The 22,160-nt window shown below is 68.8% G+C and carries 25 protein-coding genes; 12 read left to right on the forward strand and 13 right to left on the reverse strand.

All coding sequences use genetic code 11. The annotated features are described in order from the left end of the window. Positions 1–14: 14 nt before the first annotated feature. From kdpC to OPU70_RS16240, 4 genes are all read right to left on the reverse strand, one after another. Positions 15–614 (reverse strand): potassium-transporting ATPase subunit KdpC, encoded by a 600-nt coding sequence (gene kdpC, locus OPU70_RS16225; protein WP_042538159.1) that lies wholly within the window; start codon positions 612–614, stop codon positions 15–17. 103 nt (positions 615–717) lie between these two features. Then, positions 718–2,868 (reverse strand): potassium-transporting ATPase subunit KdpB, encoded by a 2,151-nt coding sequence (gene kdpB, locus OPU70_RS16230; protein WP_042538157.1) that lies wholly within the window; start codon positions 2,866–2,868, stop codon positions 718–720. Between the two features lies 1 nt (position 2,869). Continuing rightward, positions 2,870–4,549, reverse strand: coding sequence for a potassium-transporting ATPase subunit KdpA (gene kdpA / locus OPU70_RS16235; protein ID WP_498558261.1), 1,680 nt, complete (start codon positions 4,547–4,549; stop codon positions 2,870–2,872). 17 nt (positions 4,550–4,566) lie between these two features. Then, a complete protein-coding gene (locus tag OPU70_RS16240) occupies positions 4,567–4,656 on the reverse strand; it encodes a potassium-transporting ATPase subunit F (protein WP_498558249.1) in 90 nt (29 codons plus the stop codon). A gap of 289 nt (positions 4,657–4,945) precedes the next feature. On the opposite strand from OPU70_RS16240, the gene OPU70_RS16245 reads away from it, so the two are divergent. From OPU70_RS16245 to OPU70_RS16270, 6 genes are all read left to right on the forward strand, one after another. Beyond that, positions 4,946–5,131, forward strand: coding sequence for a hypothetical protein (locus tag OPU70_RS16245; RefSeq protein ID WP_042538153.1), 186 nt, complete (start codon positions 4,946–4,948; stop codon positions 5,129–5,131). A gap of 107 nt (positions 5,132–5,238) precedes the next feature. Then, positions 5,239–6,537 (forward strand): RNA polymerase sigma factor, encoded by a 1,299-nt coding sequence (locus OPU70_RS16250; RefSeq protein WP_498558250.1) that lies wholly within the window; start codon positions 5,239–5,241, stop codon positions 6,535–6,537. Continuing rightward, on the forward strand, positions 6,534–6,887 hold the full coding sequence (locus OPU70_RS16255; RefSeq protein WP_079112102.1) for a YciI family protein: 354 nt from the start codon (positions 6,534–6,536) through the stop codon (positions 6,885–6,887). The genes OPU70_RS16250 and OPU70_RS16255 overlap by 4 nt, the downstream gene beginning before the upstream one ends. Before the next feature lie 71 nt (positions 6,888–6,958). After that, positions 6,959–8,137, forward strand: a complete 1,179-nt coding sequence (locus OPU70_RS16260) for an SLC13 family permease (RefSeq protein ID WP_197065965.1) — start codon at positions 6,959–6,961, stop codon at positions 8,135–8,137. 212 nt (positions 8,138–8,349) lie between these two features. Continuing rightward, positions 8,350–9,084 carry a GntR family transcriptional regulator gene (locus OPU70_RS16265; protein WP_156145869.1) on the forward strand — a complete coding sequence of 245 codons (735 nt, stop codon included), beginning with the start codon at positions 8,350–8,352 and terminating at the stop codon, positions 9,082–9,084. 1 nt (position 9,085) lies between these two features. Further along, the gene (locus OPU70_RS16270; RefSeq protein WP_079112104.1) at positions 9,086–9,787 is read left to right on the forward strand and encodes a GntR family transcriptional regulator; all 702 of its coding nucleotides are present in this window, start codon (positions 9,086–9,088) and stop codon (positions 9,785–9,787) included. Here the strand turns inward: OPU70_RS16270 and OPU70_RS16275 are convergent. From OPU70_RS16275 to OPU70_RS16285, 3 genes are read right to left on the reverse strand one after another with little or no spacing between them, the layout of a single operon-like run. Next, entirely contained in the window at positions 9,774–10,379 is a 606-nt protein-coding gene (locus tag OPU70_RS16275) for a GNAT family N-acetyltransferase (RefSeq protein WP_498558251.1), read from the reverse strand. The two genes, OPU70_RS16270 and OPU70_RS16275, sit on opposite strands and share 14 nt — an antisense overlap. Positions 10,380–10,388: 9 nt before the next feature. After that, on the reverse strand, positions 10,389–11,000 hold the full coding sequence (locus OPU70_RS16280) for an FMN-binding negative transcriptional regulator (RefSeq protein WP_498558252.1): 612 nt from the start codon (positions 10,998–11,000) through the stop codon (positions 10,389–10,391). After that, positions 11,000–11,950, reverse strand: coding sequence for a DMT family transporter (locus OPU70_RS16285; RefSeq protein WP_498558253.1), 951 nt, complete (start codon positions 11,948–11,950; stop codon positions 11,000–11,002). Before OPU70_RS16285 ends, OPU70_RS16280 begins: the two co-directional genes overlap by 1 nt. Here OPU70_RS16285 and OPU70_RS16290 point away from each other — a divergent pair. Beyond that, positions 11,949–13,355: an aminotransferase-like domain-containing protein gene (locus OPU70_RS16290; protein ID WP_079112108.1), complete on the forward strand. Its 1,407-nt coding sequence runs from the start codon at positions 11,949–11,951 to the stop codon at positions 13,353–13,355. The genes OPU70_RS16285 and OPU70_RS16290 overlap by 2 nt on opposite strands. Positions 13,356–13,361: 6 nt before the next feature. Here the strand turns inward: OPU70_RS16290 and OPU70_RS16295 are convergent, their stop codons facing one another. Together OPU70_RS16295 and OPU70_RS16300 are read right to left on the reverse strand one after the other, a co-directional pair. Continuing rightward, the gene (locus OPU70_RS16295) at positions 13,362–15,449 is read right to left on the reverse strand and encodes an APC family permease (RefSeq protein WP_498558254.1); all 2,088 of its coding nucleotides are present in this window, start codon (positions 15,447–15,449) and stop codon (positions 13,362–13,364) included. A gap of 93 nt (positions 15,450–15,542) precedes the next feature. Beyond that, positions 15,543–15,902 carry a nuclear transport factor 2 family protein gene (locus tag OPU70_RS16300; protein WP_498558255.1) on the reverse strand — a complete coding sequence of 120 codons (360 nt, stop codon included), beginning with the start codon at positions 15,900–15,902 and terminating at the stop codon, positions 15,543–15,545. Positions 15,903–16,000: 98 nt separating this feature from the next. Between OPU70_RS16300 and OPU70_RS16305 the strand changes: the two genes are divergently transcribed. The 5 genes from OPU70_RS16305 to OPU70_RS16325 all read left to right on the forward strand — a co-directional run bounded on the left by OPU70_RS16305 (position 16,001) and on the right by OPU70_RS16325 (position 19,864). Next, entirely contained in the window at positions 16,001–16,699 is a 699-nt protein-coding gene (locus OPU70_RS16305; protein ID WP_309693328.1) for a GTP pyrophosphokinase, read from the forward strand. A 200-nt stretch (positions 16,700–16,899) separates the two neighbouring features. Continuing rightward, on the forward strand, positions 16,900–17,172 hold the full coding sequence (locus OPU70_RS16310) for a hypothetical protein (protein ID WP_056375416.1): 273 nt from the start codon (positions 16,900–16,902) through the stop codon (positions 17,170–17,172). Positions 17,173–17,256: 84 nt separating this feature from the next. After that, a complete protein-coding gene (locus tag OPU70_RS16315) occupies positions 17,257–18,897 on the forward strand; it encodes a molybdopterin-dependent oxidoreductase (protein ID WP_498558256.1) in 1,641 nt (546 codons plus the stop codon). Positions 18,898–18,938: 41 nt separating this feature from the next. Further along, complete coding sequence (locus tag OPU70_RS16320) at positions 18,939–19,427, forward strand: MogA/MoaB family molybdenum cofactor biosynthesis protein (RefSeq protein WP_042538132.1); 489 nt, start codon at positions 18,939–18,941, stop codon at positions 19,425–19,427. Next, positions 19,424–19,864, forward strand: coding sequence for a molybdenum cofactor biosynthesis protein MoaE (locus OPU70_RS16325; protein ID WP_367822276.1), 441 nt, complete (start codon positions 19,424–19,426; stop codon positions 19,862–19,864). Before OPU70_RS16320 ends, OPU70_RS16325 begins: the two co-directional genes overlap by 4 nt. A 13-nt stretch (positions 19,865–19,877) precedes the next feature. Here OPU70_RS16325 and OPU70_RS16330 read toward each other — a convergent pair whose 3' ends face one another. From OPU70_RS16330 to OPU70_RS16345, 4 genes are all read right to left on the reverse strand, one after another. Further along, positions 19,878–20,111, reverse strand: coding sequence for a MoaD/ThiS family protein (locus tag OPU70_RS16330; RefSeq protein WP_367822278.1), 234 nt, complete (start codon positions 20,109–20,111; stop codon positions 19,878–19,880). Beyond that, on the reverse strand, positions 20,108–20,587 hold the full coding sequence (gene moaC / locus OPU70_RS16335) for a cyclic pyranopterin monophosphate synthase MoaC (RefSeq protein WP_498558257.1): 480 nt from the start codon (positions 20,585–20,587) through the stop codon (positions 20,108–20,110). Before moaC ends, OPU70_RS16330 begins: the two co-directional genes overlap by 4 nt. Continuing rightward, on the reverse strand, positions 20,584–21,831 hold the full coding sequence (locus tag OPU70_RS16340; RefSeq protein WP_498558258.1) for a molybdopterin molybdotransferase MoeA: 1,248 nt from the start codon (positions 21,829–21,831) through the stop codon (positions 20,584–20,586). Before OPU70_RS16340 ends, moaC begins: the two co-directional genes overlap by 4 nt. Continuing rightward, the coding region (locus OPU70_RS16345) for a HesA/MoeB/ThiF family protein (RefSeq protein ID WP_498558259.1) at positions 21,828–22,160 on the reverse strand (333 nt) is incomplete at its 5' end. The genes OPU70_RS16340 and OPU70_RS16345, both read right to left, overlap by 4 nt.

Below are 22,160 nucleotides of genomic sequence, written 5' to 3' on the forward strand. Positions count from 1 at the left end.
CCGCTCTGCCGTCATCAGCCCTCCTGCTCATCGAGCGCGAGATTGAGTTCGGCGACGTTGATGCGTTCTTCGCCGAGGAATCCCAGATCCCGCCCTTGAATCCTAGACTCCACGAGGTCGCGCACCTGCTGTTCGGGCAGGCCGCGCTCCTCGGCCACCCGTGGCACCTGCAGCAGGGCGTAGGCGACGCTGATGTGCGGGTCGAGGCCCGAGCCCGATGCCGTCACGGCGTCGGCCGGAACGGCGTCAGGACTCACTCCTTCGCGCTCCGCGATGGCCGCCTGACGCTCGCCGATCGCCGTGACGAGGTCGGGGTTCTCGGGCCCCAGGTTGCTGCCGCTCGAGCCCGCTCCGTCGTAGCCGTCACCGGCGGCAGACGGACGCGACTGGAAGTACTCGGGAAGCGCCTCGCCGTCGGCATCCGTGAAGGACTGCCCGATCAGCGAGCTGCCCTTGTCGTCTGCGAGCGGCGAGCCGTTCGCCTGGAACGGCATCAGCAGCTGGCCGATGCCGGTGACCACCAGCGTGTAGCCGACGCCGAGCACGAGGGTGAGCACGAGCATCGCGCGGATGGCGACGCCGGTGGTGCGGGCCACGGTGCGGGAGGAGGACATGAGATGCCTTTCAAAGAAGTCGGTCGTTGAGCGAGGAGCGGGTGACCTCGCCCGGTCGTTGAGCGAGGAGCGAAGCCCCGAGACGAAACGCGGTGAGTCGCGCTCAGAAGCCGGGGATGAGGGTGATCACGAGGTCGATCAGCTTGATGCCGATGAACGGTGCGATCACGCCGCCGAGGCCGTAGACCAGCAGATTGCGCTGCAGGATCTGCGAGGCGCTCGCCGGGCGATACTTCACTCCTCGGAGCGCCAGCGGGATCAGGAACACGATCACGATGGCGTTGAAGATGATCGCGCTGGTCACGGCGGATGCCGGCGAGTGCAGCTGCATGATGTTGAGCGCCGCGAGGCCGGGGAAGACGCCCATGAACATCGCCGGGATGATGGCGAAGTACTTGGCGATGTCGTTCGCGAGCGAGAACGTCGTGAGGGCTCCGCGGGTGATGAGCAGCTGCTTGCCGATGCGCACGATGTCGATGAGCTTCGTGGGATCGGAGTCGAGGTCGACCATGTTGCCGGCCTCCTTCGCCGCCGACGTGCCGGTGTTCATCGCGACGCCGACGTCGGCCTGGGCGAGCGCCGGGGCGTCGTTCGTGCCGTCGCCTGTCATCGCGACGAGGCGGCCGCCCTCCTGCTCGCGCTTGATCAGTTCGAGCTTCTGCTCGGGAGTCGCTTCGGCGAGGAAGTCGTCGACCCCGGCCTCCTTCGCGATCGCGGCGGCGGTCAGCGGGTTGTCGCCCGTGATCATGACGGTGCGGATGCCCATGCTGCGGAGCTCTTCGAACCGCTCGCGCAGGCCGTCTTTCACGATGTCCTTGAGGTGCACGACGCCGAGCACCTCGCCGATGCCCTCGGCAGGCTTCACGGCGACGACCAAGGGGGTGCCGCCGCTCGACGCGACGCCGTCGGTCAGGGTGGTGAGCTCGGCATTCGAGTCGAGTCCGAGCCAGGCGCTGATCGCCGAGCCTGCACCCTTGCGGATCTGCGTGCCGTCGGGCAGGTCGAGGCCGGACATGCGGGTCTGCGCGGTGAACGGCACGACGACGGCTCCGACCGGCTCCTCGACCTGGATGCCGTGAGACGCGGCCAACGCGACGATCGACGCTCCCTCGGGCGTGGGGTCGGCGAGGGACGCGAGGGCGGCGACGCGCAGCAGCTCCTCGGGGTCGACCCCCGCGAGCGGCAGCACCTCGTGGGCCTGTCGGTTGCCGTAGGTGATGGTGCCGGTCTTGTCGAGCAGCAGGGTGGTGACGTCTCCCGCGGCCTCGACCGCGCGGCCCGACATGGCGAGCACGTTGCGCTGCACGAGGCGGTCCATGCCGGCGATGCCGATGGCCGAGAGCAGGGCGCCGATCGTCGTGGGGATCAGGCACACGAGCAGGGCGATCAGCACCGGGATGCTGACGGGCGAGGCCGCGTACGACGCGATCGGGTTGAGCGCCAGCACCACGACGACGAACACGATCGACAGGCTCGCGAGCAGGATGTTCAGCGCTATCTCGTTGGGGGTGCGCTGACGGCTCGCGCCCTCGACCAGGGCGATCATGCGGTCGACGAACGTCTCGCCGGGCTTCGAGGTGATGCGCACGACGATGCGATCAGACAGCACCCGTGTGCCGCCGGTGACGGCGCTGCGGTCTCCGCCGGATTCGCGGATGACCGGAGCGCTCTCGCCGGTGATCGCCGACTCGTCGACGGTCGCGATGCCCGCGACGATGTCGCCGTCTCCGGGGATCAGCTCTCCCGCCGCGACGATCACGATGTCGTCGCGCTGGAGCTCGGCCGACGAGACGTCGACGGTTTCGGAGCGCTCTGCCGTGGCATCCGCACCGGCGTCGTACCGGACGACCTTGCGTGCCATGGTGCTGGTGCGGGTCTTGCGCAGGCTCGCAGCCTGGGCCTTGCCGCGGCCCTCGGCCACCGACTCGGCGACATTGGCGAACAGCACGGTGAGCCACAGCCAGATGGCGATGCCCCAGGTGAACGGCGCGGGCACCGGGGTTCCGCCCGAGTCGGCGGGGCCTCCGAGGAAGGGCTCGGCGATCGCGAGCACGGTGGTGAACGCGGCGCCGACCCAGACGAGCAGCATCACGGGGTTGCGCACGAGCGAGGCGGGGTTGAGCTTGCGCAGCGCGCCCGGCAGGGCCTGGGTCAGCTGCGCCCAGCCGAATGCTCGGGGCGGTTCGGTCGAGGCGGATGCCGCGGCATCCTGCTGTTCCGACGGCGTCTCGGAGGGTGTGGTGATGAGGGTCATGTCAGACGAGTCCTTCAGCGAGGGGTCCCAGTGCGAGCACGGGGAAGTAGGTGAGTGCCGTGATGATGACCGTGACGGCCGAGAGGAGGCCGACGAACTGCGGTCGGTGCGTGGGCAGCGTTCCGGTGTTCTCCGGCACGCGCTGCTGCGCGGCGAACGACCCGGCGAGGGCCAGCACGAGCACGATCGGCAGGAAGCGGCCGAGCAGCATCGCGATGCCGAGTGCGGTGTTGAACCACGGGGTGTTCGCGGTGAGGCCGGCGAAGGCCGAGCCGTTGTTGTTCGACGCCGAGGTGAAGGCGTAGAGCACCTCGCTCATGCCGTGCACGCCGGGGTTGAGGATGCTGGTCGCCTCGACGTCCGCTCGGATTCCCGGGATCGCGAAGCTCAGCGCCGTGCCGACCAGCACGAGGGTGGGCGTCACGAGGATGTAGAGGCTCGCGAGCTTGATCTCCTTCGGGCCGATGCGCTTGCCGAGGTACTCGGGGGTGCGGCCGACGAGCAGTCCGCCGACGAACACCGCGATGATCGCGAGCACGAGCATGCCGTAGAGACCCGATCCGACGCCGCCGGGGGCGACCTCGCCGAGCATCATGTTGAGCATCGGCATCATGCCGCCGAGTGCCGTGTACGAGTCGTGCATCGAGTTGACCGCGCCGGTCGACGTCAGGGTGCTGGCGCTGCCGAAGAGCGTGGATCCGAGGATGCCGAAGCGGGCCTCCTTGCCCTCCATGGCCGCCCCTGCGAGTTCGGGAGCGCTGCCGCGGCCGGCGAGCTCGAGGGCCGAGAGAGCGAAGGTCGAGATCAGGAAGATCGTTCCCATCACGGCGGCGATCGCGTAGCCCTGGCGGTTGTCGTCGATCATGCGGCCGAACGTGCGGGGGAGTGCGAACGGGATCACCAGGATGAGCAGGATCTGCAGCAGGTTGGTCCAGCCCGTCGGATTCTCGAACGGGTGCGCCGAGTTGGCGTTGAAGAAGCCACCGCCGTTGGTGCCGAGCAGCTTGATGGCCTCCTGCGAGGCGACCGGTCCGCCGGGGATGGTCTGCGTGCCCCCGGAGACGGTGGTCACGTCGGTGAAGCCGGCGAAGTTCTGCACCACGCCTCCCGCGATCAGGGCGATCGCGCCGATCAGGGCGATCGGCAGCAGGATGCGACCGAGCCCGCGGATCAGGTCGACCCAGAAGTTGCCGATCGTGGTCGAGCCGCGACGGGCCAGGCCGCGGATCAGTGCGACGGCGACGGCCAGGCCGACGGCGGCCGAGACGAAGTTCTGCACTGTGAGGCCCGCGAGCTGCACGGTGTAGCCCATCGTCTGCTCGGGCGAGTACGACTGCCAGTTGGTGTTCGCGACGAAAGACGCGGCGGTGTTGAACGCCAGCCCCTCGGGCACGGCCGGGAGCCCGAGCGACTCGGGCAGGAAGCCCTGCAGACGCTGCAGCCCGTAGACGAGCAGCAGGCCGACGACCGAGAACGCGAGGACGCTGCGGGCGTAGGCACGCCACGTCTGCTCGGATGCCGGGTCGACGCCGATCAGACGGTAGATGCCCCGCTCGGCCTTCAGATCACGAGGGGTGCTGAAGACGTGCGCCATGTAGTCGCCCACGGGGCGGTAGAGCAGCACGAGGGCGACGATCAGGACGGCGGCCTGGAGAACGCCGAACCAGAGTTCGGCGTTCATCGAAGAGCCGGCGCCCATCAGAACTTCTCCGGGGCGACGAGAGCCATCACGAGGTAGACGACGGCGGCCACGGCGAGGGCGGCGGCGATGATCTCGAAGACGATCACAGTCGTTCCACCCCCTTCGCGACCAGGGAGACGAGGGCGAACAGCGCGAGAGTCAGCGCGATGTAGATGATGTCGAGCACGAGACTCGATACAACTCCCGTGCGGACCGGCATATGGCGATCCTCACGCTTTGCCTACGGGGGCGTGCGGGATGCATGCGAGTTGCTCACGTTCCGAGGTCGCGTGGACTTTTTCGCGCCTCGATGTCGCATCCCGCCGTCGTCGTTCGTGGTGCAGGTAGGAGGCGACCGTTTCGGGTGGTCTCGCAGATGAGAGGCACGGTGACGACGTGTACAACGATCCGATGATGGCGAGTGTTCTCTACCGGCTGGAGGCAGAGGAGGCAGAGCAGACCATCGAGCGGCGCCGCGTCGCCCTCGAGCATCCCGGCATGATCAGGCGGCCGTCGCTGTGGGCTCGCGCTCGCCGCGTCTGGACGGGCGGCCCTTCTCGCCGACGCCGTGAGCGGCAATGATCATGGTGACGGCTGGTTCGCTGCAGATCCTGCTGGTTCGACCGGATGGAGAGAGCACACATGACGCGATGGGGCGGCGCCCAGGGGTCTCGTCACGGAATGACGCGATGATTGCGGATGCCGGGCGGTCGCGACGCGCTGACATCGACGTGCGCGTCGCCCAGGTGTACCGCGAGGAGTGGGCGAGGATCGTCGCCGGTCTGACGCGGCGCTGCGGTGATCTCGGGCTCGCCGAGGAGATGGCCGCTGAGGCGTTCGCCTCTGCTGTCGAGCGGTGGCCGGCCGAGGGCGTGCCACCGAATCCGGGCGGATGGATCACGACCACCGCCTATCGCAAGGCCATCGATCGGCTGCGTCGGGAGTCGTCCCGCGACGCGAAGCAGCGGGAGGCACTGATGCTGCACGATCCCGAACCGCCCGAGCCGAACGGCGCCATCGACGACGATCGGCTGCGCCTGCTCTTCACGTGCTGCCATCCGGCGCTGTCGCTCGAAGGGCGCGTCGCCCTCACTCTGCGCGTGGTCGCCGGCCTCACGGTCGAGGAGATCGCGCGAGCCTTCCTGATGCAGGAATCCGCTGTGCGGCAGCGCATCACACGAGCGAAGTCGAAGATCAAGACCGCGCAGATCCCCTATCAGGTGCCCGCGCCTGAAGATCTGCGCGTGCGCATCGACGGGGTGCTGGCGGTGCTCTATCTCGTGTTCAACGAGGGCTACTTCGCATCCGGCTCCGAGATGCCGGCGCTCCGCAGCGAGCTGACCACCGAGGCGATCCGGCTCACCAGACTCGTGAGAGAGCTGCTGCCCGACGACGCAGAGGTCGCGGGGATCCTGGCGCTGATGCTGCTCAGCGAGGCGCGCTCTCCGGCCCGGATCACGGCGAAAGGCGAGCTCGTGCGGCTCGATGAGCAGGACCGCGGGCTGTGGAATCGTGAGCTGATCGACGAGGGCCTGTCGCTTCTCGACCGACTGCGCGGGGCGGTTCCCGGTCGCTACACGCTGCTCGCCCAGATCAATGCGGTGCATGCGGCGGCCGTGGATGCTGAGCTCACCGACTGGCAACGCATCGTCGAGCTCTACGAGCAGCTGGAGCGCGTCGACCCGAGTCCGGTCGTCACCCTGGGCAAGGCCGTGGCGATCGCCGAACGGGACTCACCACAGCAGGCGCTGGTCATCGTCGAGTCGCTGCGCGATGCACTGGCGGACTTCCATGGCTTGCAGGTGACTCGGGCCGAGCTGCTGCGCGCGGCGGGCAGACCTGCAGATGCCATGGACGCCTACGACCGAGCGATCTCGTTGGCGAGCAACGACGCCGAGATCGCCCACCTGACCCGGCGCCGCGATGAGATCGCGGTGCCACTCGTGCCCGGACCCTCCGGGACCACGTCGAACGGAGAGAGCAGATGAGCAACAAGTACCTCGTGATCCACATGACCGACCCGACTGGCGGCACGATGCCGCAGGGAGAGGATCAGCGCCTGCTCGAAGACTGGGCCGAGGAAGGCGACGCGGCGGGCCGGCTGGGCGACGGTGCACCCGTAGCAGGCCCTGAGGAGGCGAAGTCCGTGGCTGTGCGAGACGGCAAGGTGCTCGTCACCGACGGTCCGTTCCCCGAGTTCAAGGAGTGGTTCGCGGGCTACGACATCGTGACCGCCGAGTCGATCGACGAGGCCGCGAGCTTCATGGCGACGCATCCGACCGCCGTGATGGGGAGGGTCTACATCTTGCCGGTGGTGAAGCTCCCCTGGGACGCCTGACCACACCCGGCTGACAGGCCGCGTGCCGGACGCTCACCGGATCACACCCTCACCGGATCTACACTCAGCGAGTGAGTGCGACGCGACGGCGGCTGGGAGCAGGGACGATCATCGTCCTGGCGCTCATCGCCGTGGCACTCGTCTGCATCGTCACGGGCGTCCTCCCACCCTCGGATGCCGGGGCGCTCGGTGCCCGCATCGCACCCGTGCTCGGATTCGTCATCGCGATCACGATCGTCGCCGAGCTGGCCCGGGATGCCGCGGTGTTCGACGTCGTCGCTCAGCGTCTGGCTCGGTGGGGGCACGGGCGCGTCATCCTGCTCTGGTTGTCTGTCGTGGTGCTCGCCGTCATCAGCACGGTGTTCCTGTCGCTCGACACCACGGCGGTCATCGTGACGCCGGTCGTGGTCGTGCTCGCGCAGAGCGTCGGCATCCCTCCGCTGCCGTTCGCCCTCGTCACGGTGTGGCTGGCGAACACTGCATCTCTCGCACTGCCCGTCTCGAACCTCACGAACCTGCTCGCGGCACGGTCAATCGGTGACGACCCGCTCGCGTTCCTCGCGCTGAGCTGGGCGCCGACGCTCGTCGGGGTGCTCGTGCCCGTCGTGATCCTCACACTGCGACACCGACGCACGCTCTTCGGCGGGTATCGCGCTCCGACAGGCGGTGACCCTTCCGACCGGGTGCTCTTCTGGGCGGCCTCCGGCATCCTGCTGCTCCTGATGCCCCTGCTCGCAGTGACCCATGACGTCTGGATCCCCGCGACGGTCGCCGCGCTCGTGCTCATCGTCGTGTTCGGCATCCGGCGTCGTCATGTGCTGCGACTCTCGCTCGTGCCATGGCAGGCGATCGGCCTGGCGGCGGCCCTGTTCGTCGTGGTCGAGACCGCGCACGCGAACGGCATCCTCGACGTCCTGTCGGTCCTCGCGACCAGTGGACACGCGCCCGCAGAGCTGCTGCGTCTCTCGGCAGCGGGAGCGCTCGCCGCGAACGGGGTCAACAACCTGCCCGCCTACCTGATCCTCGAACCCACCGCCGGCGACCCGGTCGCGCTCATGGCACTGCTGATCGGGGTGAATCTCGGCCCGCTGATCACACCGTGGGCTTCTCTCGCCACGCTTTTGTGGCACCACAGGGTGGTGTCGCTGGGCGTCGAGATCCGCTGGGGCAGCCTGATGCTCTGGGGTGCGATCGTCGCCGTGCCGACGGTGCTGGTCGCCACTCTCGTGCTCGCGTTCGTCGCAGGCTGAGACCGTTCATCCCGGCGCTGGCCCGGGGTAGGGAAAAGGGCAGCGACGCAGGTCACGGGATCTGGGGGAGGTCCGCAGCACGACATGGGGAGTGTGTGCCGGGTGAGGGTCGCTGCCCTACGCCTCCACGCTACGCACATCTCGCCGGATCCGGTGAAACTTCAGTGCCTGATGTATGGTGCGTGGGCATCACACCGGCATAAAGTGTGCCCGTGGGCGACATCAGCGCATCTCTGCCGATTCGGCCGCGGCAGCTGATCCGCGACCAGGTCTTCGCCACGCTCGCCGAAGAGATCATCTCTGGGCGCATGCAGCCCCTCGAAGAGATCCGCGACCAGGATCTGCAGGCCGAATACGGCGTCTCCCGCACGCCCATCCGCGAGGCCCTGAACCGCCTCGCCGACCTCGGGCTCATCGAAGTCAGCACCAACCGGTTCACTCGCGTCGCCCCGGTCGATCTCGACGCCCAGGCCGACCGGGTCGAGACCGCCGTCGCGATGATCGGATACTGCGCGGTCAAAGCCGTGCCGACCTACACCGACGAACAGGTCGCGTCGCTGCAGGGGCGCATCGACGGTCTGCTCGCCGCCGGCCTGGCAGAAGCCTCCAGCCGTGAGGGGCTCAGCCTCTGGTACGCGCTGTGGGGTGAGATCGTGCTGAGCGCCCACAACCAGACGATGATCGACATCCTCGACGGGCAGCTCGCCCTGCACCTGACCAGAACAGTGCCAGCGCAACCGGTCGCCGCCGAGCTCGTCGACTTCATGCGCACGGGTCTCGAACAGCTGCGCGCGCTGCTCGAGCGACGGGATGGCGTCGGGGTGCGCGAGGTCATCGAACCTCTGTTCCTGAGATCGACGATCGAGCCGCTCCGAGCGGCGGCTGCGCTCGCCGCCGTATCTGCCTCCGGCGATCCGACACGCATCGGCCGATCACCCGGGGAATGACATGCCCGACCGGCGGATCGACAAGCTGAACTCCACGCGACTGCTGGGAGGGGTCGAGCAGCCACTGCCCCTCTTCACCTCGAGAGCGGATGCCGTCGTCGACTCGCTCGCGCATTCGATCGAGTCGGGCGAGCTGGCCCCCGGCGACCCCCTGTCGGTCACGGCCCTCGTGCAGCGCCTCAACGTCGCCGCCGGCACCGTGCGATCGGCCCTCGGCGCGCTCGAGGCGATGCACCTGATCGACCACCGGCTCAACAGGGCGTCGGTCGTCGTGACACCGACTCCCGCGTGGTTCGTCGCCGTCGCCGCCGAGTGCTCGGGGCTGTCGATCGCGGCGGCGGACCTGGGCATCGCGCACGCGACCGAGGCGCAGGTCACCGAGTTCGCCGCGAGGGCGGCGACCGTCAGAGAACTCTGGGAGACCGACGACAACGACCAGGTCGTCGGAGCAGAGGGGCTGTGGGAGCTGCTCGACCTGCTCGCGGTGTTCTCGCGCAACCGATACCTGAGCGCCCTGCACGCGTCGAAGAGACCTGCGCTGGTGCTCGGCATCCGCTCGCTCAGCCGACCTCGCAACCCCGCGATGCTGCGATCGGTCGTCGACGTTCTGGTCGCCGCCGCGCGCGATCGCGACCGGCTCGAGGCGACCGACCTGGTCAGAGACCTTTACACCTTCGTGGTCGACGGAGTCACAGACCTCTGACCGTCGACGTCCACTCCTCGGCGAGGATGCCGTAGTTCAGGCCGTCGAGCCACTCGCCCGACCGGTGCAGAGCGGTCTTGCGGCTGAACTCCTCTCGACGCATGCCGAGTCGCTCCATGAGACGCCATGACGGCTCGTTGTCGGCGAAGCATCCGGCGTGCACGCGGCGCAGCCCCAGCGGACCGAAGCAGACGTCGATCACGGCGCGGATCGCCTCGGTCGCATAGCCGCGCCCTGTGTGTTCTGGGTCGAGCACCCAGCCGAGCTCGGCCTCGACGCCCTTCGCCTGATCAGCGACCTCGAGCTGCGCCCACCCGTCGCCGAGCCTGATCATGATGTCGCCGATCGGCACGGGCGCCGCGTCGTCACCTGCAGGCAGCAGCTCGACGATGTGCATCGAGGCGAGCCGCTCGGGGTCGAGGTATCGCTCGCGGAACGCCTCGATCGAATCAGGAGCCAGCCCGAGCCAGCGGTTCACCTCGGGCAGGCGCCGCCACTGCCACATCGCGTCGATGTCGGGTGCGGCCATCGGCCGGATCTGCAGGCGATCGGTGCGGACGGGCCAGACGGCGGTGCGCGGCGAATCGGTCATCACCCCAGCCTATTGAGCCGTCTGATCCGCGACGCGGCGCATCTCGGCTGCGAGGGCCGTGTTCGTCTCGTCGAAACGCCCCGCGATGTTCTCTCGCACCTCGGGCGACTTGTTCTGGCTCAGCTTGGCGCGCGCATCGAAGCGGTCGACGCGCATCCTCAGGCCCACGGTGCCCTTCGCCGCGCGACGCGTGCCGGCTTCATCCTCCGACAGGCTGCGCCCGTGCGGGGTGCCCTTCTCGAAGTGGTCGGTGAGCTGCGCGAGCATGGCGTAGTTCTCCTCCTCGCTGAGGATCTCGGGTGTGCCATAGAGGTGGGCGGTGACGTGGTTCCAGGTGGGCACCAGGTCTCCCGGCGCGTAGAGGCTCGGCGACACGTAGTCGTGCGGGCCCTGGATGATCACGAGGACCTCGTGGGCGCCCAGCTCGTGCAGCTGCTCGTCGGGGCGGCCGAAGTGACTCGCGATCACGATCTCGTGCTCGTCTTCGACCAGCAGGGCGGGATAGTGCGAGGCGACCAGTCCGGTGCTCGCGGGCGACACGAACGTGGCCCACGGGTTGCCGCGGATGAGGCGCTTCACCTCGAGTGGGGCGGTCATCACGTAGCGGGGTGTGTGGCGCATCAGAACTCCTCGTTCAGGGGGTGAGTGGTGGGTCGGGGATGGATCAGTCGGGTGCGCACGGCGAGCGCGGCGCACAGGATGACGGCTATGCCACCCAGTGCGGTGGGCCAGCCGATCTGCTCGTGAAGAAGCAGCGCGGCCCAGGCGATGCTCATCACGGGCTGGACAAGCTGAATCTGGCTGACCTGGGCCATGGGCCCGATCGCGAGCCCGCGGTACCAGGCGAAGAATCCGAGGAACATGCTGACCACGGCGAGGTACGCGAAGGCGAGCCACTGCACCGGCGAGGCGGATGGCGGGTGGGTGAGCGCCGATCCCAGCGTGAGCGCGAGCATCAGCGGCGCCGCGAGCACGAGCGCCCAGGACACGGTCTGCCACGATCCGAGCTCCCGCGCGAGCAACCCGCCCTCTGCGTAGCCGATGGCCGCCGCGAGCACCGCGCCGAACAACAGCAGATCGGCCCAATGGAGTTCGCCCAGGCCGCCGTTCTGCAGTGAGGCGAAGACGGCCGCCGCGGCGGCACCCGCAGCAGCGAACCACCAGAACGCTCGTCCGGGGCGCTCGCGGGTGCGCAGCACCACCATCGCGGCTGTCGCCGCGGGCAGCAGGCCGATCACCACGGCGCCGTGGCTCGCAGGCGCAGCGGTCATGGCGAACGACGTCAACAGGGGGAACCCCGCGACCACGCCGCCGGCGACGATCGCGAGGCGCCACCACTGCGCCGTGGTCGGCGGATGCTGACGTGTCACCGCCAGCGCCAGGGCGGCGAGTGCTGCGGCGACGACCGCGCGGCCGGATCCGATGAACAGCGGCGAGAGGCCGCCGACCGCGATGCGGGTGAAAGGGAGAGTGAACGAGAAGGCGGTGACGCCGAGGAGTCCCCACCAGAGTCCGGGACTCGAGGATAGCGGCGCACGTGGGCGGACGATAACGCTACTCTGTTGTTTCATGAGTCAGGATAGCAGTGACCGGATCGTGGCCGGCCTCCGCCGGTGGATCGCGTCGGCTCCGCCGGGCGCCCGCGTGCCGTCGAATCGCGCCCTCGTCGCAGAGTACGGTGCGAGCCCCGTCACGGTGCAGAAGGCCATGGCGCACCTGGCGCGACTGGGGCTGGTCGAGTCGAGGCCCGGATCAGGCACGTTCGTGCGGGCACAGCGACCACCTCGCGCTGCGGACTACGGCTGGCAGACGTCCGCCCTCGGGGCGCCTCCCGCCCGACTCGCCGGTCTCACCTCGACGCAGCGCACCGTCGCCCCCGATGCGATCGGCATGCACTCGGGGTACCCCGCCGTCGAGCTGCTTCCCGAACGTCTCGTCCGCCAGGCGATCACCCGCGCGGCGCGCACCTCCTCGGCGCTCACCCGTTCACCCGCCGCCGGGCTGCCCGAACTCCAGGCATGGTTCGCCGCCGAGCTCGCGGCATCCGCACCGGCAGACGTCGCTCCAGCATCCGCGAGGGATGCACTCGTCATCGCGGGCAGTCAGAGCGGGCTGAGCTCGATCTTCCGAGCTGTGGTCGGCGCCGGCCAGCCGCTGCTGATCGAGTCCCCCACCTACTGGGGTGCGCTGCTCGCTGCTGAGCAGGCAGGGGTGGTCCTGGTGCCGATCCCGTCGGGCCCCCACGGTCCGGATCCGGATGCCGTCGAGCGAGCCTTCGCCGAGACCGGGGCTCGCGCGTTCTACGCGCAACCCACATTCGCGAACCCGACCGGCGCCAGGTGGCCGGCGGCGACGGGCCTCGCCGTGCTCGAAAGCGTGCGTCGACACGGGGCCTTCCTCATCGAAGACGACTGGGCGCACGATCTGGCCATCGATGGCGATCCGCGGCCGATCGCGGCGATGGACGATGACGGCCATGTCGTCTATCTCCGCTCGCTGACCAAGAGCGTCTCACCGTCGCTGCGGATCGCAGCGCTGATCGCCCGCGGCCCGGCTCGCGAACGCATCCTCGCCGACCGCGCCGCCGAGTCGATGTACGTGAGCGGGGTGCTGCAGGCCGCAGCGCTCGACGTCGTGACCCAACCGGCCTGGCGGACTCACCTCCGTGGATTCAGAGAACAGTTGCGGGCGCGACGGGATCTGCTGCTTTCGAGCCTCGCCGAGCACGCGCCGACGGCGATCGTCGAGACGGTGCCGACCGGCGGTCTCAACCTCTGGGCGCGGCTTCCGGAGGGCACCGATGTCGTCGCAATCGTTCGCGCATGCGAGGCGCGCGGCCTCATCATCTCTCCCGGGTCCGAGTGGTTCCCCGCCGAGCCCTCCGGGTCGTATGTGCGCCTCAACTACGCCCACGCCGACCCGTCGCGTTTCCCGGAGGCGGCAAGAATCCTCGGGGGTGTGCTCGCCGCATCCTGAGCAGCGTCAGCTCTCGGGCGGACCTTCGGGCCGGTGCGCGCGACGCCCGCTCACGACGACCGGACGCCCCGCACGCTCCTGCCCGGGCAGGGGACGCGAGCGCCGTCCATAGATCAGCTCGGACGAGTCGAGCAGCCACGGCACGAGCGTGATCGACACCCCGTGCACGAGCATCAGCTGGTTGGCGAGACGACGCGAGCGCCGGTTGTGGAGGAATGTCTCCCACCAGTGCCCCACGATGTACTGCGGCAGGTAGACCGTGACCACCGACGAGCCGTGCTTCTCGCGGTACTGCGTGATGAACTGGGTCACCGGCTGAGCGAAGGACCGGAACGGCGACTCGACGATCACCAGGGGGATCGGCACGAGGTGGTCGGCCCATTCCTTCTGCAGCTGCGCGGCATCGTCGGATGCCACAGCGACGTGCACCGCCAGCGTCTTGCCGTGCTTCGCGGCGACCGCATAGTCGATGGCCTTGATGACGGGCTTCTGCAGACGGTTGACGAGCACGATCGCCAGGTCGCCCGTCGCGCCGAACTTCGTCGTGTCGTCGATCGCGATCTCGTGCTCGACGTCGCGGTAGTACCGCTTCACGCCCATCATCAGGAACGCGAGCACCGGGATCGCGAAGAACACCAGGTACGCGCCGTGCGTGAACTTCGTGATCGTCACGATCAGCAGCACGGCGACGGTCATTGCGGCGCCCACCGAGTTGATGACCAGGCCGATCCTCGCCGAGCGGCGATCGGATGCCGAGGCGCCGTCGATTCCCGATCCTGACGTCTTCTCGGCCGGTCCGCGCAGGATGCGCCTCCAGTGACGCACCATGCCGATCTGCCCGAGCGAGAACGACACGAAGACGCCGATGATGTACAGCTGGATCAGCGTGGTGAGCTTCGCCTGGAACACCACCAGCACCGCGATCGCGGCGATGCCGAGCACGATCATGCCGTTCGAGAACACCAGGCGGTCACCGCGGGTGTTCAGCGCCTTGGGCGCGTATCCGTCGCGGGCCAGCACCGAGCCGAGCAGCGGGAAGCCGTTGAAGGCGGTGTTGGCCGCCAGCAGCAGCACGCACGCGGTCGCGGCCTGAATGATGAAGAACAGGATGCTGCCGCCGCCGAACGTCGCCGAGGCGATCTGCGCCATCAGGCTCGGCTGCGGGTTCGCGCAGTCGAAGCCGATCAGGTCGCAGGGGTTCTCGGCGTAGTGCACCCCGGTGATCAGCGCGAGTGCGGTGAGACCGGCGAAGAGGCAGGCCGCGATCGAGCCCATCAGCACGAGCGTGGTCTGCGCGTTGCGCACCTTGGGCGTGCGGAAGGCGGGCACGCCGTTTGACACCGCCTCGACGCCGGTGAGGGCCGAGCATCCGCTCGAGAACGCGCGCAGGATCAGGAGGATGACCGCAGCCTGCCCGAGGTCTTCGGAGTGCACGGCGAACTCGGCGCTCGACGCCACCGGTGCATCGCCGAGGAACGTGCGGATGAGTCCCGTCACGATCATGAAGCCCACCGAGCCGATGAACACGTAGGTGGGGATGGCGAAGACGAGCGACGCCTCGCGCACCCCGCGCAGGTTCACGATGATGATGAGGATCACGAATCCGACCGCGAGCTCGACCCGCAGGGGATCGAGCCCGGGCACGGCCGAGATGATGTTGTCGACACCGGAAGCGACCGACACGGCGACCGTCAGCACGTAGTCGACCAGCAGGGCCGCCGCCACGATGACGCCGGGGATCTCGCCGAGGTTCTTCGAGGCGACCTCGTAGTCGCCGCCACCCGATGGGTAGGCCTTGATGAGCTGCCGGTAGCTGAGCACCACGACGATCAGCAGCACCACCACCGCCACCGCGACGATCGGCGTGAACGACAGGAAGGTGAGCCCGCCGATGAGCAGGATCATCACCAGCTCCTGCGGCGCATAGGCGACCGAGCTCAGCGCATCCGATGCGAAGATCGGCAACGCCATCTTCTTGGGGAGCAGCTGATCGTCGACCTGCGCACTCGTCAGCGGGTCGCCGATCAGGATGCGCTTCACGCGAGGAGGAGCGTCGGTGTTGCCGCGGGTTTCTTCTGACACGTCGGGCGACATTACGCCCGCAAACGGCTTCCTCACGCGTTCCTCACGGAATCCCTACGGGTGCTCGAGCGTCCCTAACGGAATCCTCACGGGCCATTGTTGCCGTCAGTCCTGATGGGGGCGGGGCATGTACCACTCGGTGAAGGCGGTCGCCCGCCCCTCCGCATCCAGCCGGACGATCCAGAGGTTCACGTAGTCGCGCTCAGCCGGGTACTTCGTGCGCCCCTCGATCACGACGAACTCGTCGTCCTCGCGCACGATCCACCAGTCGAACGTCCACGTGTCCGGTTCGTCGAGGTCGTCGAGCCAGCCGGCGACGATGTCGGCCCTGCCGACGCGCGGCTCGGCGTCGGGGCTGGTGAGGTAGATCGCGTCTTCACTGAAGAGCGCGGAGATCTGCTGGGGATCGTTCGACTTCCAGGCCTCGACGTACGCCTCGGTCCACTTCTCTCCTGCGCTGGTCATGTCCTCCGTTCTAGACCCGGCCTCCGACATCGTCAAGGTTCTCGACTCCATCGAAGATGCACAGCCACTTCCGATCACGGACGGATAACGTCGAAGGCATGACGTCTCTTCAGGTCACCGACGACGCGATCCAGCAGACTCGGGAGCTCCGCGACGAGTTCCAGCGCTTTCTGCGCGAGTACGAGTTCGGCATGCGGGAGGTCGAGACGAAGATCGGGATCCTGCGCGACGAGTTCACCCACCATCACGCCTACAACCCGATCGAGCACGTCAAGAGCCGGTTGAAGACACCCGACAGCATCGTCGAGAAGATCGCGCGCAAGGGGATCGCCGAGCCGGACTTCGAGCGAATCCGCTCGGAGATCACCGACATCGCGGGCGTGCGTGTGACCTGCAGCTTCGTCGCCGACGTATATCGCCTGTTCGATCTGCTGACTGCTCAGGACGACGTGACCGTCGTCACGGTCAAGGACTACATCGCGAATCCCAAGGACAACGGGTACAAGAGCCTGCACGCGATCATCGAGGTGCCGGTGTTCCTGTCGACCGGAGCTCTGTCAGTGCCGGTCGAGGTGCAGTTCCGCACGATCGCGATGGACTTCTGGGCCAGCCTCGAGCACAAGATCTATTACAAGTTCTCGAATCAGGTGCCCTCGCACCTCGTCGAGAGCCTGACCGACGCGGCCGAGGCCGCAGCCGAGCTCGACAGCCGCATGGAGCGCCTGCACCGCGAGGCACACGGGGTGCCGCAGCGCCAGCTCGCGCCGCCGCCCCCGCCGCACGTCGTGCAGGTCTGACCAGCCGCTCGCGCGATGGGTGCGCAGGCGGTTCGCTCACAATTCAGCATGAGCGCATCGAATGGGCCGGTTCTGGGGGTGTTCTGGCCGTTCTCGCGGCTTTCGTGCTGAATCGTGCACGGCGGCGCACGCGAGGACCGCGGTGTGCCGCCCGCGCGACCGTGTTGCGCGCAGCCGCGCACCCCTGGGAACATCGGCAGGTGGTGAAAACGCAGCAGCCTCCGGTCTCCGACGTCGAGCGAACCCTTGTGGAGCTCCCCGGTCTCGACGATCGCGGACGCCAGCTCTGCGAGTGCGACCACGGTGACGACGAGGCGTACGCCGCCTGCGGCCGCAAGGCCAAATGGCGCGTGACCGTCGACTGCGTCTGCGGCGAGAACCACCCTCGTCGTGTCGAGATCCTGTGCTCCCGATGCCTGCGCACCCTGCGTCAGCTGCAGGACCGCGACACCATCACCGCGCGCCGCCTCTAGCGACAGTTCCCGCGCGCCCATCCGTTCGCGTCTCCGCTCCGAACAAACGCTGACCACACCGTCGGCGGTGCGAAGGAGCAGACCATGGCACAGCGCAGCAAAGACACTCAGCGCAGCACAGGCAGACGATTCATCTTCTGGGCCGCACTCTCGGGTGTGATCAGCGGGGCCGTCTTCCTCGCCACCGCCGAGCTGTTCGCGCTGATCTTCGCGCGCTCAGCGAGTCCGATCCTCGCGGTCGGCGGGTTCGTGATCGACATCGTGCCCCAGCCGTTCAAGGAGTTCGCGATCGCGACCTTCGGCGAGTACGACAAGATCGCGCTGCTGGTCGGTCTCGGTCTCGCGGTGGTGATCGCGTCGGCGATCGCCGGAATCCTGCAGCTGCTCCGTCCCCCGCTCGGCGTGATCGCCCTGGCGGTCGCGGGCGCGCTCTCCACCGCCGCGATCGTGACCAGGGCCGGTGTCACGGCCCTCGCCTTCCTGCCTCCCGTGCTCGGCACCATCGCAGGGTCGATCCTGATCGTCCTCCTGATCCGCCGTCTGAAAACGTGGAAGGCGTCGGCCGTTCCCGTCGCGATGACCGACCGCAAGGGCGAGGGTCTCGCCGTGACCGATCGCGAGACGGTGGGCCAGGATGTCGAGCAGCCCCCGAAGGCGATGGGGCGCCGTCAGTTCTTCGTCCTCGCGGGCATCGCCAGCGCCTCAGCCGTCGTCGTCGGCATCGCCTCGCGTGCCGTGAGCATGACCGTCGCCTCCGTCGCGACGATCCGCGACGCGATCAAGCTGCCCGCGCCGAAGTCGACCGTCACCGTGCCGAAGGGCGCCGAGCTCGACATCCCCGGCCTCAGCACGCTCTTCACTCCCAACAAGGACTTCTACCGCGTCGACACCGCACTGACCGTGCCCACGATCGACCCCAGCACCTGGCGTCTGGTGATCGACGGCATGGTCGATCAGCGGGTCGAGATGAGCTTCCAGGACATCCTCGACATGGGACTCGACGAGTATGCGATCACCCTCACCTGCGTCTCGAACGAGGTCGGCGGCGACCTCGTCGGCAACGCGAAGTGGCTCGGTGTGCCGCTGCGCGATGTGCTGAAGAAGGCCGGCGTGAAGTCGGGTGCCGACATGGTGCTCTCGAAGAGCGTCGACGGCTACACGGCGAGCACGCCTCTGTCGTCGCTCACCGACGACAACATCGACGCGATCCTCGCGGTGGGAATGAACGGCGAGCCGCTGCCCCTCGAGCACGGCTTCCCGGTGCGCATGGTCGTGCCCGGCCTGTATGGCTACGTGTCGGCGACGAAGTGGCTCACCGAGCTGAAGGTCACGACCTTCGACAAGGACGAGGCCTACTGGACACCTCGCGGATACAGCGCCGAGGCACCGATCAAGTTCGCCTCGCGGGTCGACACCCCCAAGGTGGGCCAGGCGGTCGACGCCGGGCGCATCCCGATCGCGGGTGTCGCCTGGGCGCAGACGGTGGGCATCGAGCGCGTCGAGGTGCGCATCGATGAGGGCGAATGGATGCCGGCGACGCTCTCTGCGCCGATCAACGAGAACACCTGGGTGCAGTGGTTCATGGAGTGGGATGCGACCCCCGGAACGCACTACGTGGCCGTACGGGCGATCAACAAGAACGGCGACATGCAGATCGAAGAGCGTGCGCCGATCGCGCCGAACGGTTCGTCGGGCTGGCAGCGCTCGCTCATCCGCGTCGCGTGATGCCGGCGCGTCCTGCCGGATCTCGCCCTAGTGTGGGAGCCATGACGTCGCTCCCCGCCTGCGTGATCACCGTCTCCGACCGATCCTTCGCGGGTGAACGAGAAGATCGGGGCGGCCCCATCGCGGTCGGCCTGCTGAGAGATGCCGGGTGGCACTGCCCCGATGCCGAGGTCATCGCCGATGGTGCCTCGTCGGTCGCTGACGCGCTGCGCCGGGCGGTCGCGCGCGGCGTGAAACTGATCGTGACCACCGGGGGGACCGGCGTGGGCCCGCGCGACGAGACCCCTGAGGGAACCCGTCGGGCGATCACCCGTGAGGTGCCGGGCCTCGCCGAGGAGCTGCGCCGCAGCGGTCTCGCCGACACTCCGCTGTCGGTGCTGTCTCGCGGAGTCGCCGGCATCGTCGACCCCGCCGGAGTCCTCGTGGTGAATCTTCCGGGATCCCCGCGGGCCGTGGCATCCGGGGTTCCCGTCGTGCTGACCGTCGCGAGACACGTGGTCGACCAGGTCGCGGGCGGTGACCACTCGTGAACGAGGTTCGGATCGCTGGGATCTCCGAAGAGCGTCTCGACGTCGACGCACATCTCGCCGCGGTCGATGATCCCGCCCTGGGTGGGGTCACGACGTTCATCGGTCGCGTGCGCGACAACGACCCCGATGCGACGACTGCGGTGGTCGGCCTCGAGTACAGCTCGCACCCCGATGCCGAGTCGACGCTGCGACGCATCGCCGAAGAGGCTGCGGCGGATGCCGTCGGCGATGCGAGAGTGGTGGTGGCCGTGAGCCACCGCATCGGTCGACTCGATGTGGGTGATGCAGCCGTCGTGATCGCGGTCGCCGCCGAGCACCGCGCCGAGGCCTTCGAGGTGTGCCGGGCGGTGATCGAGGACATCAAGACGTCGCTGCCCGTGTGGAAGCGTCAGGTCGAGTCCGACGGCTCCACGTCGTGGAAGGGCATCGGCGGCTGAGCCGACGCCCGAGTCAGCCCCCGGCGAAGGGCGGCAGCACGTCGATCAGCTGGGCGTCGTCGAGCGACCGGTCGTCGTCGCTGCGTACGCCGTCGACCATGACCGCGCATCGCGGCAGGATGTCGACGAGAGCCGGATGCTCCGCCACGACCGCGGCGCGCAGGGCTTCGAGCGACGTCTCATGCCGTTCTTCCGCATCGACGCCTGCCGCCTCGGCTGCGGCGGCGAAGTAGCGCACGCGGGTCATCGCGATTCTCCCTCGCGCACCCAGTCGCCCGAGCGTCCGCCCGACTTCGCGACGATGCGCACGTCTTCGATGACCACAGACCGGTCGAGGCCCTTGATCATGTCGACGATCGCCAGAGCGCTCACCGACACGGCCGTGAGCGCCTCCATCTCGACGCCGGTGCGGTCGGCGGTGCCGACGGTCGCCTCGACATGCACGCCGTCGTCGACGATGTCGAGCTCGATGTTGGCGCGGTGCACACCGATCACGTGAGCGAGCGGCAGCAGGGTCGGCGTCGACTTGGCGGCCTGGATGCCGGCGATCCGCGCGACCGCCAGCACGTCGCCCTTGGGAGCGGAGCCGTCACGCAGCGCGGCGATCACGTCGGTGCTGCAGCGCACGAAGCCGCGCGCGGTGGCGGTGCGGACGGTCGGCTGCTTGCCGGTCACATCGACCATGTGGGCATGGCCGGCCGAGTCGAGGTGCGTGAAGCTCATTCGACCAGCATGACATCGATCGCATCGCCCACGGCGACGGCCTCGACCTCTGCGGGCACGATCGCGAATGCACGCGCTCTGGCGAGACCTCCGGCGAGGTGCGAGCCCGAGCCGCCTGCGGTTGCCGGGCGCACTGTGCGGTTCGCGAGGTCGACGACCGCGGGGAGGTACTGACGGCGGCCGGGAGGGGGCGTCCAGGACGCATCGGCGGTGAAGGATGCGCGGGGGCGATGGATCTCGGTGCGACCCTGCAGCGCGAGCAGCGCCGGCCGCACGAAGACCTCGAACGACACGGCGACGCTCACCGGGTTGCCAGGCAGTCCCAACACGAGGGTGCCGGTGTCGAGCACACCGAACGCCTGCGGCTTGCCCGGCTGCATCGCGACGCTCGCGAACTCGACCTCGCCGCGGCCGTCGAACGCACCGCGGACGGGCTCGTAGGCACCGGCGCTCACACCGCCCGTGAACACGATCACGTCGGCACCGCGCTCGACTGCCGTCGCCGTGACGGTGCGCACGGCCTCGGCGTCATCGGCCACACGGGCGACGAGCACGACCTCGGCGTCGGCATCCGCGACGAGCAGCTCGAGCAGGGGGCCGTTGGAATCGGGGATGCGGCCGCGGGCCGCACTCTCGCCAGGTTCGAGCAGTTCGCTGCCGGTCGAGACGACGGCCACCCGCGGCGCCCGGGTCACGGTCACACTCTCGACCCCGGCGGCGACGGCTGCGGAGAGCTGGAAGGCGCCCAGACGTTCGCCCGCGTGCACCACTGCATCCCCGGATCTCAGGTCCGCGCCGCGGCGACGGATGAAGGCTCCGGCAGCGGCCGGCGCGCGAAGCACCCGCACCTCGCCCAGAGAGTCAGCGAGGCCTCCCGCAGTGTCTTCGAAGGGCACGATCGCATCCGCCGCGGTCGGGGCAGGGGAGCCGGTCATGATGCGCGCGGCCTCGCCTGCCGCGAGCGGCGGGTCGTCCGACACCCCGGCGGGCAGGTCTGCGACGACACGGAGCGTGACGGGGTTCTCTTCGGATGCCGCGGCGACATCGGCGAATCGCACCGCGAAGCCGTCCATCGCGGAGTTGTCGAAGAGGGGGATGTCGTGGGCTGCCGTCGCCGGCTCGGCGAGGGTGCGATGGGCGGCGTCGCGGATCGCCCGTGTCTCACCGGGCAGGGTGCGCACGGCGTCGAGCACGCGAGCGAGCTGCTCCTCGACCGATCGGCGGCCGCCTCCTGCGGCGCTCATGCCGACACCGCCGAGCGGATCGCGATCTCGTGCTGCCTCGAGGTGAGGGCGTCGATCATGGCGAGGCGTCCGAGCAGCGGCTCGCCCGCGCCGGTGATGAGCTTCACGACCTCGGTCGCCAGCATCCCTCCGACCTGCACGCACAGCGCACCCAGCACGCCCACTTGCGCGCAGCTCGGCGGCTCGCCCTCGGTGCCGAGTGGGAAGAGGTCGGTCAGCACGACCGGATCGCTCTCGGGCGGGTTCGACCAGAACACGGTGGCCTGTGCGTGCCACTCCTGCACGGCTCCCCAGACGAGAGGGATGCCGAGGGCCTCGGTCGCGGGCGC

The sequence above is a fragment of the Microbacterium sp. SWDP-B6 genome, assembly GCF_059803615.1.

Bases quoted from the DNA above. Each gene is read 5' to 3' on its own strand.
- kdpC (WP_042538159.1), bottom strand. From the start codon at position 614: ATGTCCTCCTCCCGCACCGTGGCCCGCACCACCGGCGTCGCCATCCGC.
- kdpB (WP_042538157.1), bottom strand. From the start codon at position 2,868: ATGACCCTCATCACCACACCCTCCGAGACGCCGTCGGAACAGCAGGAT.
- kdpA (WP_498558261.1), bottom strand. From the start codon at position 4,549: ATGAACGCCGAACTCTGGTTCGGCGTTCTCCAGGCCGCCGTCCTGATC.
- OPU70_RS16250 (WP_498558250.1), top strand. From the start codon at position 5,239: ATGATTGCGGATGCCGGGCGGTCGCGACGCGCTGACATCGACGTGCGC.
- OPU70_RS16255 (WP_079112102.1), top strand. From the start codon at position 6,534: ATGAGCAACAAGTACCTCGTGATCCACATGACCGACCCGACTGGCGGC.
- OPU70_RS16270 (WP_079112104.1), top strand. From the start codon at position 9,086: ATGCCCGACCGGCGGATCGACAAGCTGAACTCCACGCGACTGCTGGGA.
- OPU70_RS16275 (WP_498558251.1), bottom strand. From the start codon at position 10,379: ATGACCGATTCGCCGCGCACCGCCGTCTGGCCCGTCCGCACCGATCGC.
- OPU70_RS16280 (WP_498558252.1), bottom strand. From the start codon at position 11,000: ATGCGCCACACACCCCGCTACGTGATGACCGCCCCACTCGAGGTGAAG.
- OPU70_RS16290 (WP_079112108.1), top strand. From the start codon at position 11,949: ATGAGTCAGGATAGCAGTGACCGGATCGTGGCCGGCCTCCGCCGGTGG.
- OPU70_RS16285 (WP_498558253.1), bottom strand. From the start codon at position 11,950: ATGAAACAACAGAGTAGCGTTATCGTCCGCCCACGTGCGCCGCTATCC.
- OPU70_RS16295 (WP_498558254.1), bottom strand. From the start codon at position 15,449: ATGTCGCCCGACGTGTCAGAAGAAACCCGCGGCAACACCGACGCTCCT.
- OPU70_RS16300 (WP_498558255.1), bottom strand. From the start codon at position 15,902: ATGACCAGCGCAGGAGAGAAGTGGACCGAGGCGTACGTCGAGGCCTGG.
- OPU70_RS16305 (WP_309693328.1), top strand. From the start codon at position 16,001: ATGACGTCTCTTCAGGTCACCGACGACGCGATCCAGCAGACTCGGGAG.
- OPU70_RS16315 (WP_498558256.1), top strand. From the start codon at position 17,257: ATGGCACAGCGCAGCAAAGACACTCAGCGCAGCACAGGCAGACGATTC.
- OPU70_RS16320 (WP_042538132.1), top strand. From the start codon at position 18,939: ATGACGTCGCTCCCCGCCTGCGTGATCACCGTCTCCGACCGATCCTTC.
- OPU70_RS16330 (WP_367822278.1), bottom strand. From the start codon at position 20,111: ATGACCCGCGTGCGCTACTTCGCCGCCGCAGCCGAGGCGGCAGGCGTC.
- moaC (WP_498558257.1), bottom strand. From the start codon at position 20,587: ATGAGCTTCACGCACCTCGACTCGGCCGGCCATGCCCACATGGTCGAT.
- OPU70_RS16340 (WP_498558258.1), bottom strand. From the start codon at position 21,831: ATGAGCGCCGCAGGAGGCGGCCGCCGATCGGTCGAGGAGCAGCTCGCT.